Raw genomic sequence first — 14,522 nt, 5'->3', positions numbered from 1 at the left:
GGCCTCGCGCAAAGCGCGACCGCCCGGCCCCTTCACCGGAGCAGACCATATGTGCGGCATCATCGGCATCACGGGCGCAGGCGCCGTCGTTCCCCGTCTGATCGACAGCCTGAAGCGGCTGGAATACCGCGGCTATGATTCCGCCGGCATCGCCGCCGTCGTCGACGGCCGCATCGAGCGCCGCCGCGCCAAGGGCAAGATCCGCGAACTGGAGGCCGTCCTGGCCGCCGAACCCCTGGCCGGGACCATCGGCATCGGCCACACCCGCTGGGCCACCCACGGCGCCCCCACGACCGCCAACGCCCACCCGCACAAGGCCGGCCGCGTCTGCCTGGTCCACAACGGCATCATCGAGAACTTCGCCGAGCTGAAGGCCGAGCTGGAGGCCGAGGGCCGCGTCTTCGAGAGCCAGACCGACACCGAGGTCGTGGCCCATCTGCTGGACCACAAGCTGACGGCGGGCCTGCCCCCGCTGGACGCCTTCAAGGCCACGCTGGACCGCCTGACCGGCGCCTATGCCCTCGCCGTCCTGATCGAGGGCGAGGACGAGCTGATCCTGGGCGCCCGTCGCGGCAGCCCCCTGGTCGTAGGCTGGGGCGAGGGCGAGATGTATCTCGGCTCGGACGCCCTGGCGGTCGGTCCCTTCACCCAGAAGATCAGCTACCTCGAAGAAGGCGACTACGTCGCCATGACCCGCTCGGGCGCCCATATGTTCGACGCGGCTGGCCGTCCCGCCGACCGCGCCATCGTGCAGGTCTCGGCCTCCTCGGCCATGGTCGAGAAGGGCGCCTATCGCCACTTCATGGAGAAGGAAGTCCACGAACAGCCCGACAGCGTCCAGCACACCCTGTCGGAATACCTCGACCTGGTGACCGGCACGGCCAAGCCGCAAGCCGTGGACTTCGCCGCCGTCGACCGCATCCAGATCATCGCCTGCGGCACCGCCTTCTACGCCGGCCAGATCGGCAAATACGCCTTCGAGAAATATGCCGGCCTGCCCTGCGACGTCGAGATCGCGTCGGAGTTCCGCTACCGCTCCCCCGCCCTGACGCCGGGCACGGTGGCCGTGGCCGTCAGCCAGTCGGGCGAGACCGCCGACACCCTGGCCAGCCTGACCTGGTGCAAGGCGCAGGGCCTGAAGACCGCCGCCGTCGTCAACGTCCACACCTCGTCCATGGCGCGCGAGGCCGAGGTCCTGTGGCCGACCCACGCGGGGCCGGAAATCGGCGTCGCCTCGACCAAGGCCTTCACCGCCCAGGTCTCGGCCCTGCTGGCCCTGGCCGTGGCGGCGGGCGTGGCGCGCGGCCGCATCGACGCGGCGCGCGAGGCCGAACTGGTCAAGGCCCTGTTCGAGGCCCCGCGCCTGATCGCCGAGGCCCTGCAGATGGACGGCCAGATCCGCGCCGTCGCCCACGACCTGGCCAAGGCCACGGACGTGCTGTTCCTGGGCCGGGGCGCCATGTTCCCCCTGGCCATGGAGGGCGCGCTGAAGCTGAAGGAGATCAGCTACATCCACGCCGAAGGCTATGCCGCCGGCGAACTGAAGCACGGCCCCATCGCCCTCGTGGACGAGAAGACCCCGATCATCGCCCTGGCTCCCCTGGACGAGGTCTATGAGAAGACCGCCTCCAACCTGCAGGAGGTCGCCGCCCGCGGCGGCCCGGTGGTCATGATCGCTCCGGCGACCGCCCCGGCCCCGCACGGCGCCGGCATCCGCCGCGTCGACGCCCCCGACTGCCACCCCCTGATCGCGCCCCTGGTCTATGCCGTGCCGGTGCAACTGCTGGCCTATTACACCGCCGTCCAGAAGGGCACCGACGTCGACCAGCCCCGCAACCTGGCCAAGTCGGTGACGGTGGAATAGCGCCTCTTCCTCCCTGTCGCGCAGCGATGGGGAGGTGGCGCGGCGGCGAAGCCGACGTGACGGAGGGGGCGTCTCGACGTCTGACCTCTGCGTCGTCCCCTCCACCACTGCGTGGTCCCCCTCCCCATGGAATGGGGAGGAAAGCGTGAACCCAAATGACGGGGCCGCGTTTGGAACCGTCACGGTTTGCGCCTATGACAGGCGCCCAACGGCTGTTTCAGGACGACTGATGACGACTTCCCCCGCACGCCTTCGCAAGGCGGTTCTTCCCGTGGCCGGCCTGGGCACCCGCGTCCTGCCCGGCACCAAGACCACGCCCAAGGAGCTGCTGAACGTCGTCGACCGGCCGATCCTGTCCTACATCGTCGAGGAAGCGCGCGAGGCGGGGATCGAGCACATCGTCTTCGTCACCGGCCGCGCCAAACAGGCTATCGAGGACTATTTCGACCACCAGATCGAACTGGAAGCCCAGCTGGCGGCCAAGGGCAAGACCGAGATCCTGGCGGCCATGAACGCCGAACTGGCCACCGCCGGCGAGATGAGCTTCACCCGCCAGATGCAGCCCAAGGGCCTGGGCCACGCCGTCTGGTGCGCCCGCGACATCATCGGCCACGAGCCCTTCGCCGTCATCCTGCCCGACGTCATCGTGGATTCGCAGCCCGGCGCCCTGAAGCAGCTGGCGGACCTCTACGCCGAGGTCGGCGGCAATGTCATCGGCGTCGAAGCCGTGCCGGAAGCCGAGACCCACAAATACGGCATCGTTGATCCCTCGAGCCGCGACGGTCGCCGCTTCGCCATGAAGGGCATGATCGAAAAGCCCAAGCAGGGCACGGCCCCCTCCAACATGTCGATCTCGGGCCGCTATATCCTGCAGCCGGAAATCTTCGACCTGCTGGAAACCCAGGAGAGCGGCGCCGGCGGCGAGATCCAGCTGACCGACGCCATGGACCGGTTGATGAAGAGCCAGACCTTCACGGCCTATGAGTACGAGGGCGTGACCCACGACTGCGGCGACAAGATCGGCCTGCTGCGCGCCAACGTGGCCCTGGCCCTGAAGCGTCCCGACCTGGGCGAAGCGACCCGCGCCGCGATCACGGCCCTGCTCTAAGGTCCAAGGTCAGCCGCCCGCCAGCAAGGTTGGCGTTGAAAAGCCGTGCCTCTTCAACGCCAAACCGCCCGGCAGGTCCATTCAACGCACCGGAGCTTCCGGCCATGTCATCCTGAGGTTGCGGCTCGACCCTCGCCTGCAATTCAGACGATTCAGACTATTCAGACCCTGTTTTTCCTCGCCGAACGCTTCCCCCGCGCCCAAGCGCCACGCTTTCGCCCCTTCACGCGTTCGGCTAGGCATCAAGAGACGAGACGAAGGTTCGACCCATGCGCGTAATCATTCTCGGCGGCGACGGCTTCTGCGGCTGGCCCACGGCCCTGCACCTGTCGGCGCGCGGCTGGGAGGTGCTGATCGTCGACAACCTCAGCCGTCGCAACATCGACAATGAGCTGGAGGTCCAGTCCCTGACCCCCATCCGCACCATGGGCGAACGCATCAAGGCATGGCGCGAAGTCAGCGGCCGCAGCATCGACTTCGTCAACCTGACGGTGGGCCAGGAGTTCGACCGCCTGGTCGCCCTGATCAAGGACTGGGCGCCCGACAGCGTCGTCCACTTCGCCGAACAGCGCGCCGCCCCCTATTCGATGAAGTCGGCGCGGCACAAGCTTTACACCGTCGACAACAACATCAACGCCACCCACCACCTGCTGGCCGCCATCGTCGAAAGCGGACGGGACGTCCACCTGGCCCACCTGGGGACCATGGGGGTCTATGGCTACACCACCGCCGGTCTGCGCATCCCCGAGGGCTATCTGAAGGTCACGGTCGACACCGACCACGGCCCGACCGAGCAGGAAATCCTGTTCCCGCCCAATCCGGGCAGCATCTATCACATGACCAAGACGCAGGACGCCCTGCTGTTCCAGTTCTACGCCCGCAACGACGGCCTGCGGATCACCGACCTGCATCAGGGCATCGTCTGGGGCGCCCAGACCGAGGAAACCCGTCAGGACGAACGCCTGATCAACCGCTTCGACTATGACGGCGACTACGGCACGGTGCTGAACCGCTTCCTGATGCAGGGCGCGCTGGGCTATCCGCTGACGGTTCACGGCTCGGGCGGCCAGACGCGGGCCTTCATCCATATTCAGGACACGGTGCGCTGCGTCGAACTGGCGCTGAAGAACCCGCCGAAGTCCGGCGACCGGGTCAAGATCCTCAACCAGATGACCGAGAGCCGCCGCGTGCGCGACCTGGCCGTCATGGTCGCCGAAATGACCGGCGCCGAGGTCCACAACGTCGCCAATCCGCGTCAGGAGGCCGACGAGAACGAGCTGGTCGTCGCCAACGACCAGTTCCGCGACCTGGGCCTGAAGCCCATCACCCTGGCCGAGGGTCTGATGGCCGACGTCACCGACATCGCCCGCCGCTACGCCGACCGCGCCGACCGCGCCAAGATCCCCTGCGTCTCCAGCTGGAACGGCAAGCGCGCCCAAGCGCTGCAGTCTCAGGGGGCGGACTCAGCCCCCGCCGTCGCCCCCGTCGTCGTCAAGACCGCCTGATCGCCTGACCGGACCGCCATGACCCAGCCTGCCCCCGCCGCCCCTTCGCTTCTGGTCTTCGGCGGCGGCTATCTGGGGCTTGAGGCGGCGCGCGAAGCCATGCGTCACGGCGGTCGCGCCTTCGCCACCTCGCGCGATCCGGCGCGGCGCGCTGAGTTCACAAAGGCAGGCGTGGGGGCCGTCGATCCCGCCGACACCGAAGCCTTGCAAGCCGCCGTCGCCGCCGCCTCCGCCATCCTGATCACCGCCGCGCCCGACGGCGCTGGCTGCCCTGGCCTCAAGGCCCTGGTCCCGGCCCTGACGGCCTCACAGGCCTATCCCGACTGGATCGGCTACGTCTCCTCGACCGCCGTCTATGGCGACCGGGCCGGCGGCTGGGCCTTCGAGGACGACGAACTGAACGCCGCCAGCCTGGAGGGCGCGCGCCGCGTCCGCGCCGAGCAGGACTGGCTGGACGCCGGACGCGGCATGGGTCTGACGGTGCAGATCTTCCGCCTGCCCGCCATCTATGGTCCCGGCCGATCGCCGCTGGACCGTCTGCGCGACGGCAGCGCCCGACTGGTGAAGAAGCCCGGCCAGGTGTTCAACCGTATTCATGTCGAGGACGCCGTCGCCGGCTTCTTCGCCTCCATGGCCCGCCCCCATCCGGGCCGCGCCTACACCCTGGCCGACGACGAGCCGGCCCCGGCCGACGTGGTCATGAAGGGTGCAGCCCGTCGCCTGGGCCTGCCCCTCCCGCCCGAGGTGGCGCTGGACGACCCGTCGGTGTCGGACGCCATGCGCCGCTTCTACAACGACTCCAAGCGCCTCTCGAACGCCCGCGCCAAGGCCGAACTGGGCTGGCGGCCGAAGTATCCAACCTGGTGCGAGGGCTTGGAAGCGCTCATCGCGACCCGTAGTTAGCCCCAACACGCCGTCACCCTCGGGCTTGACCCGAGGGTCGGGCGCAGGTGCGAGCGCCTCGAACGAAGTGCGTGCTGAACACTCGATCCTCGGGTCAAGCCCGAGGATGACGGTGGGATAGAGGCGCCCCTCTGCGCTCAAGCAGTCCGCCGCCGCGCGGCGGACGCTAGCACCCAAGGATGCAGCTCAAGCAGCGAGCGATAGCCCCTCTTCCTTCTTAGAAAGGCAACAAATTCCGCTGGCGGCTGTAGCTCATGGTGCCGACATTGGCGCCCAGGCGCAGGCCGACGCCGGTGCGGATCGGGGCCAGGACGATGCCGTCGGCGCGCTGATAGTTCACGCCTAGGCCGGCGACCAGATAGGCCGAGCCCTCGACGCCCGGATAGCGGCGATAAAGCATGTCCGGGTGATAGAGGCCGTAGACCAGGGTGAAGACGCGGCTGGCGTTGCCGCCCACGTCCCAGCCGATCGAGGCCCCCTGCCAGAAGACCTCCTGCGAGGCCGACAGGTCCTTCATATGCAGGGCGCCGCGACCGTAGCGCACGCCGACCACGGCGGCGCCGGCGGCTTCCTCGCCGGCGATATAGGCGGTCGGGCGGTCGCCCTGTTCGGCGAAGATGCGCTCGATGGCCGAGCCCATGGCCTCGGCGGCGATGCCCATCTCGCGCGAGCCGGCGGCCACCAGCTCGTCAAAGGTATAGGCCTGGGCGTTCTGATCCGAGGCGATCGGATAGTTGGGATCGGTCGGCTGGCGCGTCGAGGCGCAGGCCCCCAGGCCGGCAGGCAAAGCGCCGGCGGCGGCGAGACCAAGGCTGGTGCGGATCAGTTGGCGGCGATGCATGTCGAGGCTCCTGACAGAGGACGGTGCGCCCATCGTCGCGGGCTCGACCTACCGTCCGTGTCTTTTGCGGCAGCCTTGGGGCTTTAAGGTTAACCGAAGCTTGCTTGGCCGTATTGCGCGCCGCCCGGCGCGATCAAGGCTTCGTCAGATGGCCGCTTCCCTTCTCACCTTGCGGGAGAAGGGCTTTCTAGTGCTTGTCGGTCTTCGCCGCGACCCAGTCCATGACCGCCAGCAGGACGCCCGAGGCCACGAAGGTCAGGTGGATGATCACCGCCCACATCAGCCCCGCCTCGTCGAGCGGCACGCCCGGCTTGCCGATGTTCATGAAGCTCTTGAGCAGATAGATGGCCGAGATCGCCACGATGGAGGCGATCAGCTTCATCTTCAGGCCCGAGAAGTCGACCGAGCCCATCCACGGCGGCCGATCCACGTGGTTCTCGTCCAGGTCCAGCTTGGAGACGAAGTTCTCATAGCCGGAATAGATGACGATCAGCAGCAGATTGCCCGCCAGAGACAGGTCCACCAGGCTGAGGATGGCCAGGATGGCGCCGTCCGACTTCATGTGACCTTCGCCCATGACGAAGGCCTGCGGCACGTAATAGATCAGTTCGCGCACGAAGACGACGAGCAGCATGACCAGGGCCAGGACCAGCCCCAGATAAAAGGGGGCCATCAGCCAGCGGGCGCGGAACAGGCTGCGTTCGAACTGAACCTCGGCCCAGGGCTTCTTGTCCGCCATGATCAGCTCCGCAGGACCGCGCCGGCCTTGGCGGCGGCGGCGACGATCTTGGCGGTCAGGGACTCGATCTCGGCCTCGGCCAGGGTGGCGGCGCGCGGCTGGATCTCGACCTCGACCGCGACCGACTTCTGGCCCTCGGGCACGCCCTGGCCGCGATAGACGTCAAAGACGCGCACCTCGGCGATCAAGGCCTTGTCGGCGCCGGCCACCGCGCGGGTCAGGTCGCCCACGGCCTTGGCCTCGTCCAGCAGGAAGGCGAAGTCGCGGCTCAGCGGCATCAGGTTCGGCAGGTCCGCCGCGCCGCGCGCCTTGCCGCCTTTTCCACGCGGCTCGGGCACGGCGTCGAGGATGATCTCGAAGGCCAGCATGGGGCCGTCGGCGTCCAGGGCCTTGAGCACGCGCGGGTGCAGTTCGCCGAACTCGACGATGACGTTCTTGGGCCCCAGTTGCAGACGGGCCGAGCGACCCGGATGCCACCAGCTCTGGTTGGCCCCTTGCGCCAGCTGCAGCGAGGCGACCGGCGCGCCGATCTCCTCCAGCAGGGCGAACAGGTCGCCCTTGAGGCCGAACAGGGCGTCCTCGCCCGCGCCGCCCCAGTGACGGTCGGGGTGGGGCGCGATCAGGCCGGCGATGACGGTGCGCTGACCGTTCGGCTGATCATTCAGATAGATAGGACCGATCTCGAACAGGGCCGCGTCGGCGTGACCGCGCGCGGCGTTGCGCGCCGCCGCCTGGATCAGGTTGGGCAGGACCGACGGCCGCATGCAGTCGAGGTCCGCCGCGATGGGGTTTTCCAGCACCAGACGATCATCGCCGCCGCCGAACAGGGCGGCCGTCGACTGCTTGGTGAAGGACCAGGTCACGGCCTCGGCGTAGCCCAGGGCGGCCAGGGCCCTCCGGGCGACGCGGACGCGGGCCTGACGCGGGCTGAGCACGCCGCGCGCATGGCGGGCGACCTCGGGCAGGGGCGTGTTCGGCAGGGCGCTGAAGCCCTCGATACGCGCCACCTCCTCGACCAGATCAGCGCGCCCCTCGACGTCGCGACGCCATGAGGGCGGGGTCACGGTCCAGGGCTCGGCCTGATCGGCGCCTCCCTTTGTGATCAGGAAGCCGAGCTGGCCCAGGATGGTGCCGATGCGGTCGTCGCTCAGCTCCATGCCGGTCAGGCGTTGCACATAGGCCGGGTCGAAGGCGAAGGGCGCCGGGCTGGCCGGCGGCTCGCCGACGAAGACGATCTCGGACGGCTCGCCGCCGCACAGGTCGAGGATCAGACGCGTGGCCAGTTCCAGCCCCGGCGTCACCGAGACCGGATCGACGCCGCGTGCGAAGCGGTATTGGGCGTCGGAATGGATGCCCAGGGTGCGGCCCGTCTGGGCGATGACGATGGGCTCGAACCAGGCGCTCTCCAGGAAGACGTCGGTGGTCGCCTCGTCGCAACCGGTGCTTTCGCCGCCCATGACGCCGCCTAGGCCGATGGGGCGTTCGCCGGCCGCGTCGGCGATGATGCAGTCGGCGGGCGAAGCCGTGTAGGTCTTGCCGTCCAGGGCGATCAGATGCTCGGGCTCGCCCGTCTCAGCCGAGGTCAGGCCGGCGCGAACGACGATCTCGGTCCCCGACAGCTTGCCCATGTCATAGACATGCAGCGGGCGAGCGCGGTCATAGGCGATCAGGTTGGTGACATCGACCAGACGGTTGATCGGGCGCAGGCCGATGGCGGTCAGGCGCTTCTGCAGCCAGGCCGGCGACGGGCCGTTCTTGACGCCCCGGATGACGCGACCCGCGAAGACCGGGCACATCTCGGGCGCATCCAGCCGCACCGAGATCGGCGAGGGGAAGGCGCCGCGCACCACGGCGATGTCGAAATGCTTCAGCTTGCCGACGCTGGCGGCGGCCAGGTCGCGGGCGATGCCGGCGACGCCCAGCCAGTCGGGCCGATTCGGCGTCACCTCGAAGTCGATGACCGGCTCGGCGCCGAACAGGCCGGCGACCGGAGTTCCGACCGGAATCTCCGGCGGCAGCTCCTGGATGCCGTCGCTCTCGTCGGCCAACTCCAGCTCGGAGGCCGAGCAGAGCATGCCGTGCGAGACCACGCCGCGCACCGGCTTCTCGACCAGGGTCACGCCCAGACCCGGCACATAGGCGCCGATGGGCGCGTAGATGGTGGTCAGGCCCGGTCGCGCATTGGGCGCGCCGCAGACGATCTCCTTGAGGCCGTCCACGGTCTCGACCTGACAGACCTGCAGGCGGTCGGCGTCGGGATGCCGCGCCGTCGACAGGATCTTGGCCACGGTGAAGGGGGCCAGGACGGCCACGGGGTCATGGACGTCCTCGACCTCCAGCCCGGCCATGGTCATGGCCTCGGCGATCTGGTGGACGTCAGCCTCGGTCTCGAGGTGGTCCTTCAGCCAGGAAAGCGTGAACTTCATTGCGGAACGCCGCCCAGAGCCGCGACCATCTCGTCGAGATAGGCCTGGGTTCCCGTAAAGCCGACGCCGATGAAGCGGCAGTTGATGAAGGTGCAGTTCTTCAGCGGGATGGCGCCCGTGACACGCTCGGGCCCGACAGGCTGCAACAGCAGATTGCGCGGGTCCCCGTGGGCGTCGCCCATGTTGCAACCGTCGAAACGGCAGCCTTCCAGCGGCAACAGGACCGCCGGTCCCTCGATCAGGCATTCGACAAAGGTGCGGTTCTCAATGACCGGCACGCCGGCGCGGCTGGTCTCCATGAACAGTTGCGGCAGCCAGACATTGCCCTTGTATTCCGGGCCTGGGCCAAGCCGTTCAAGCGTGATGGGGGCGGTGACGTCAGTCATGGGTGTCTCGGTCTAGATAGCGGTGGGCAGGGCGGCGACCTGGGCGATGAACTCATCTGTCCCGGTGAAGCCGACGCCGTAGAATTCACAGCCGATAAAGGCGCAGTCGCGCACCGGCAGGGCTCCGATCACCTTGTCGCCCACGGGCTTGAGCAGGAGGTTGCGGATATCGCCGCGGCTATCGCCGAAATTCGTGTCCTCGAAGGTCACGCGGTTGGACACCAGCAGAATGGCCGGACCCTGGATGCGACAGCCCGTGAAGGTGCGCCCCTGGATCACCGGCTGCCCCCCGCGCACGGCATGGGCGAAGATTTCCTGCAGGGACAGGTCGAGGTTTTCAAAGACCGAAGCCCCCAGATCCTGGGCCTTGGCGACGGGACGATTGATCGGAAGCAGGCTCATGTCAGGACAGTCCCGAGGCCGCATTGGGCGCGGCGAAGGCGGAGAAGCCATAGTGCGCCAGCCAGCGCGTATCGGCCTCGAACATGGGGCGCAGGTCTGAGACGCCGTATTTCAGCATGGCCAGGCGGTCGACGCCCATGCCGAAGGCGAAGCCCTGATACTCGTCCGGATCGATGCCCGCGTTGCGCAGCACATTGGGGTGCACCATCCCGCAACCCAGGATCTCCAGCCAGTCGTCGCCCTCGTTCAGGGTCAGCTTGCCGCCCGAACGGTCGCAGCGGATGTCCATCTCGGCCGAGGGCTCGGTGAAGGGGAAGTGGTGCGGGCGGAAGCGGGCGTTGACGTCGTCCAGCTCGAAGAAGCGGGCGATGAAGGTCTCCAGCGTCGTCTTCAGATGGCCCATGTGGATGTCGCGGTCGATCACCAGGCCTTCGATCTGGTGGAACATCGGCGTGTGGGTGGCGTCCGAATCCTTACGGAAGGTGCGGCCGGGCGCGATGATGCGGATCGGCGGCTTCTGGCTCATCATGGTCCGCACCTGCACCGGGCTGGTGTGGGTGCGCAGCACCTTGCGCTCGCCCGTCTCAGGGTCGGGCTTGAGGAAGAAGGTGTCGTGCATTTCCCGCGCCGGGTGCTTGGGCGGGAAGTTCAGGGCGGTGAAGTTGTGGAAGTCGTCCTCGATGTCCGGGCCCTCGGCCACGGCGAAGCCCATCTCGGCGAACAGGGCGATCATCTCGTCCATGACCTGCATGGTCGGGTGCACCCCGCCCTTGCGGCGCGGGCGGGCGGGCAGGGTCAGATCGACCCGCTCGGCCAGCAGCCTGGCGTCCAGCTCGGCGGCCTCCAGCTCGGCCCTCTTGGCGGCGATGGCGGCGCTCACGCGGTCGCGCAGACCGTTGATGATCGGCCCCTGTTCGCGGCGTTCATCGGGGCTGAGCGCGCCCATCCCCTTGAGCAGGGCCGAGACGGCGCCGGTCTTGCCGAGGGCGGCGACACGCACCTCCTCGATCGCAGCGACGCTTTCGGCCGCTCCGATGGCGTTGATCAGGTCGAGTTCTAGCTGGGCGAGATCGGTCATGGTCCGCAGCGTCTAGCCCGACATGGCCGTCACGCAAAGCCTTCAGCGTCGATCAGGCGCAGTCGCTCCCTCAATCCGCCAGGACGAAACTGATCTTCATATTGACCCGGTACTCGGCGATCTTGCCGTCGCGGACCACCACCTTCTGGTCCTGGACCCAGGCGCCTTCGACATGACGCAGGGTCTTGTCGGCGCGGGCGATCCCCTGGGTGATGGCGTCGTCGAAGCTGACCGTGGACGACGCGGTGATTTCGGTGACGCGGGCGATGGACATCGGCAAAGCCTCCTGAACCGCCAAGGTCGCCTGTCGACCCGGCTGTCGAACCCCAACGCTTGATCGGGCGAAAAGGTCAGGCCTGGCCACGAAAAACGCCCGCCCCGAGAACGGGACGGGCGTTTTTACCTTTATACGCTACCGCTCAGCCTGCGGGGCTGAGCTGCTTGAGCGCAGTCGCGAGTTAGGCGGCCAGAGCGGCGCGGACCTTCTCGGCGATGGCCTTGAAGCCGGCTTCGTCGGCGGCGATCGTCGACAGGACCTTGCGGTCCAGCACGATGCCGGCCTTGTCCAGGCCGTGGATGAACTGCGAGTAGGTGAAGCCTTCCAGACGGGCGGCGGCGTTGATGCGCTGGATCCACAGGGCGCGGAACGAACGCTTCTTGTTGCGACGGTCGCGGTAGGCGTACTGGCCTGCGCGGTCGACGGCGGCCTTGGCCGTGCGGATCGTATTCTTGCGGCGGCCGTAGAAGCCCTTGGCCTGCTTCAGAACCTTCTTGTGCTTGGCGTGGGACGTTACGCCCCGTTTGACGCGAGCCATTTTGTTTTTCCCTTCGGGAAGCCTCTAACGTTCGCCGCGCGGCGGCTCACTGCTTCAGAGGCTTGAGTTCAAATTCAGTGTGACAGGATGATCAGGTATGCAGCGCGCCGATCAGGCGTACGGCATGTAGGACTTGATCTTCTTGGCGTCGGCGTCGGCCATGACCGAGGTGCCGCGGTTCTGGCGGATGTACTTGGAGTTGTGGCTGATCAAGCGGTGACGCTTGCCCGCAACGCCGGCTTTCACCTTGCCAGTGGCCGTGAATTTGAAGCGCTTCTTGGCGCCAGACTTCGTCTTCAGTTTCGGCATTTTCACTCTCTCTATTTTAGTGGGCTACCGCTCTTCGAGCTGCTTGAGCCCAAGGTGCGGAGCTGAAACGAACGGCCCAGGCATGCCTGTTAGCCCGGCTGTTCGGTACGCGAAGGGGCGGCTTTTACGCCGAAGACCCGCGCGAGGCAAGCGGAGTCACGGCGCCGTCTGCATTGGACCGACCGGATTGCTCGCTTCAAGGAAGCGCACGGTTTCACGCAGCATCCGCTGACGCGTCTCGGCGCGTGACATCCAGTGGTCTTCGCCCGCCAGTTCGATCAGCTCCACCGGCTTGCCCGCGCGCCGCAGAGCCTCGGCCATCACCCGGCTCTGCTCGATGGGAACGACAGTGTCGTCCTTGCCGTGGATCAGCAACAGCGGGCTGTCGACCGCCTCCGCCAACAAGGCCGGCGACAAAGCGTCCAGCGCTCGGTCGTTCAGTCGCGCCGCCCCCATGAAACGGTTCCAATAGCGAACGGCCTGACCGTTCCGCTCGCCCTCCTGCTGCGCCTCCCAATTGACCATCCGGCGCAGGTCGGACACTCCGGCGACGGATACGCCGCAGCGATAGACTGATTTGTCGAGCGTCAACCCGGCCATGGCCGCATAGCCGCCGTAGCTGCCGCCGACGATGCAGACGCGAGCGGGATCAACGACGCCTTCGGCCGCCAACCAGCGGACCCCGTCGGACAAATCCGTCTGCATCTTGCGGCCCCACTCGCCATAGCCGGCTTCAAGGAAGGCGCGCCCATATCCGGTCGAGCCTCGGAAATTGGCCTGCAGGACCGCATAGCCGCGCGACGCCAGGGCCTGGGCCCAATAGTCGAAGCCGGCGATGTCGCGCGACGCCGGCCCTCCATGCGCCAGGACGACCAAAGGCAGGTTTGTCGGCGCCTCCACGCCCGGCGGCAGGGTCAGATAGCCGTGGATGTCCAGCCCGTCCGCCGCCGCATAGCGGATCGGACGGACCTTGCCGACCTGGGCCGCCGGGATGGCCGGATAGGCGTCGCCGACGATGGTGGCGACGCCGGTCTCAAAATCGACCAGTTGGTAGAGGCCGGACTCGCCGGTATCGATGAAGACCAGGATCAGTTTCAGGCTGTCGTTCCACGACACCAGGCGCGGCGCCTTGTCGGGAAAGGCCCGCTCGATGGCGCCCCATCGCCGCGCCGCCTCCGGGGCCAGGAATTCATAACGAACCCCGCCCTCCTCCGTGCGCCCCGCCCCGATCAGCAGCAGGCTTTGCGGATGGTGAACCAGAAAATCCGGGTCGTGCTCAAACGGCAGGCGGGTCCACTCGCCGCTGTCCACATTGACCTCGAACAGGACAAAGCCGGTTTCCGAATCATCGCCGCCAGCGGCGACATCCGGCCGGTCCGCGCTGATCACGATCGTCCGCGGGGTTCGCCCCAGACCGAGGAGGACGGGCGTATCGACCGGGGCGTCCACGGCCCAGACCTCGCGGAAGCCTCGCCCATCCGGCAGACGCAGAGACCAGCGCCCGCTGCGTTCGAAATACCGGGAAAGAGCGATCACCTCGCCTTGTGCATCCAGGACATAGCCTTGCGTGTCACGGTCCATGGACTCCACGCTTCGCCCCCGTCCCGTGCCCGGATCGACGCGATGCAGGTTGATCTGGCCATTGCTTACGTTGACGCCCCGCGTGAAGACCGCCGCGCCCTGGGCCGTCTGGCGCACAGAGGCGCCGCCATAGAGCGTCGCCAGCACGTCCGGCGTTCGCCGCAGAACCTGGACCAGGCTCTTCGTCTCCAGGTCCAGGATCATCCCGTAGAACAGCTCCGAGCGCGGCACGCCCAGCTCATGAATGCTCTGCGTCTCGGAGGTGACGATCAGGACCCGCGTCTCGCCCACCCAAAGCAGGTCGCGCACCTTGGCCTCGCCGATCGCGGCCGCAAAGACATGCCTGCCCGTGTCCATCTGAGTGACAGCCAGAGCCCGCGCTTCATCGACGACCACGATGCGGGCGATCAGGGCGCCGCTGGGCGACAACGCCATGTAATCGATGGCCGGAGCGGCGCCATAGGCCGCCAGCGGCGGAGCCTCCGCCCTGACCGCCCCGATCGACAGGCCGGCGATCAAGACGCCCCAAAGCGCCAGCGTCGCCAATCGCAAACCCCGCATGTCG

14 protein-coding genes are annotated in these 14,522 nt (G+C 67.7%); 4 read left to right on the top strand and 10 right to left on the bottom strand.

What is annotated here, in order from left to right; genetic code table 11:
* Positions 1-49: 49 nt before the first annotated feature.
* The 4 genes from glmS (at position 50) to ACR9FL_RS18055 (ending at position 5,380) form a co-directional block, all read left to right on the top strand.
* Positions 50-1,864: a glutamine--fructose-6-phosphate transaminase (isomerizing) gene (gene glmS / locus ACR9FL_RS18070; protein ID WP_296176044.1), complete on the top strand. Its 1,815-nt coding sequence runs from the start codon at positions 50-52 to the stop codon at positions 1,862-1,864.
* A 229-nt stretch (positions 1,865-2,093) separates the two neighbouring features.
* Positions 2,094-2,972, top strand: a complete 879-nt coding sequence (gene galU, locus ACR9FL_RS18065) for a UTP--glucose-1-phosphate uridylyltransferase GalU (protein WP_296176045.1) — start codon at positions 2,094-2,096, stop codon at positions 2,970-2,972.
* A 269-nt stretch (positions 2,973-3,241) separates the two neighbouring features.
* On the top strand, positions 3,242-4,477 hold the full coding sequence (locus ACR9FL_RS18060; protein WP_436356627.1) for an NAD-dependent epimerase/dehydratase family protein: 1,236 nt from the start codon (positions 3,242-3,244) through the stop codon (positions 4,475-4,477).
* An 18-nt stretch (positions 4,478-4,495) separates the two neighbouring features.
* Complete coding sequence (locus ACR9FL_RS18055; RefSeq protein WP_436356626.1) at positions 4,496-5,380, top strand: SDR family NAD(P)-dependent oxidoreductase; 885 nt, start codon at positions 4,496-4,498, stop codon at positions 5,378-5,380.
* A 217-nt stretch (positions 5,381-5,597) separates the two neighbouring features.
* On the opposite strand, the gene ACR9FL_RS18050 is transcribed toward ACR9FL_RS18055, so the two are convergent.
* From ACR9FL_RS18050 to ACR9FL_RS18005, 10 genes are all read right to left on the bottom strand, one after another.
* A complete protein-coding gene (locus ACR9FL_RS18050; protein ID WP_105562769.1) occupies positions 5,598-6,221 on the bottom strand; it encodes an EipA family protein in 624 nt (207 codons plus the stop codon).
* Positions 6,222-6,408: 187 nt separating this feature from the next.
* Positions 6,409-6,960 carry a TIGR00645 family protein gene (locus ACR9FL_RS18045; RefSeq protein ID WP_296176052.1) on the bottom strand — a complete coding sequence of 184 codons (552 nt, stop codon included), beginning with the start codon at positions 6,958-6,960 and terminating at the stop codon, positions 6,409-6,411.
* A 2-nt stretch (positions 6,961-6,962) separates the two neighbouring features.
* Entirely contained in the window at positions 6,963-9,386 is a 2,424-nt protein-coding gene (gene pheT / locus ACR9FL_RS18040) for a phenylalanine--tRNA ligase subunit beta (protein ID WP_436356625.1), read from the bottom strand.
* A complete protein-coding gene (locus tag ACR9FL_RS18035; RefSeq protein WP_296176056.1) occupies positions 9,383-9,772 on the bottom strand; it encodes a hypothetical protein in 390 nt (129 codons plus the stop codon). The genes pheT and ACR9FL_RS18035 overlap by 4 nt, the downstream gene beginning before the upstream one ends.
* 12 nt (positions 9,773-9,784) lie before the next feature.
* Positions 9,785-10,174: a hypothetical protein gene (locus ACR9FL_RS18030; protein WP_296176057.1), complete on the bottom strand. Its 390-nt coding sequence runs from the start codon at positions 10,172-10,174 to the stop codon at positions 9,785-9,787.
* A 1-nt stretch (position 10,175) separates the two neighbouring features.
* Positions 10,176-11,252, bottom strand: coding sequence for a phenylalanine--tRNA ligase subunit alpha (pheS, locus tag ACR9FL_RS18025; protein WP_436356624.1), 1,077 nt, complete (start codon positions 11,250-11,252; stop codon positions 10,176-10,178).
* 70 nt (positions 11,253-11,322) lie between these two features.
* The gene (locus tag ACR9FL_RS18020; RefSeq protein WP_105562775.1) at positions 11,323-11,526 is read right to left on the bottom strand and encodes a dodecin family protein; all 204 of its coding nucleotides are present in this window, start codon (positions 11,524-11,526) and stop codon (positions 11,323-11,325) included.
* Positions 11,527-11,710: 184 nt separating this feature from the next.
* Positions 11,711-12,067, bottom strand: coding sequence for a 50S ribosomal protein L20 (rplT, locus tag ACR9FL_RS18015; RefSeq protein WP_296176061.1), 357 nt, complete (start codon positions 12,065-12,067; stop codon positions 11,711-11,713).
* Between the two features lie 111 nt (positions 12,068-12,178).
* On the bottom strand, positions 12,179-12,376 hold the full coding sequence (gene rpmI, locus ACR9FL_RS18010; RefSeq protein WP_003166435.1) for a 50S ribosomal protein L35: 198 nt from the start codon (positions 12,374-12,376) through the stop codon (positions 12,179-12,181).
* 156 nt (positions 12,377-12,532) lie between these two features.
* On the bottom strand, positions 12,533-14,518 hold the full coding sequence (locus ACR9FL_RS18005) for an alpha/beta hydrolase family protein (RefSeq protein ID WP_436356623.1): 1,986 nt from the start codon (positions 14,516-14,518) through the stop codon (positions 12,533-12,535).
* Positions 14,519-14,522: the final 4 nt, after the last annotated feature.

The sequence above is a fragment of the Brevundimonas sp. CEF1 genome, from assembly GCF_051353055.1.
In the GTDB taxonomy this organism is placed as follows: domain Bacteria; phylum Pseudomonadota; class Alphaproteobacteria; order Caulobacterales; family Caulobacteraceae; genus Brevundimonas.
This window is presented reverse-complemented; position numbering and strand designations above follow the sequence as displayed.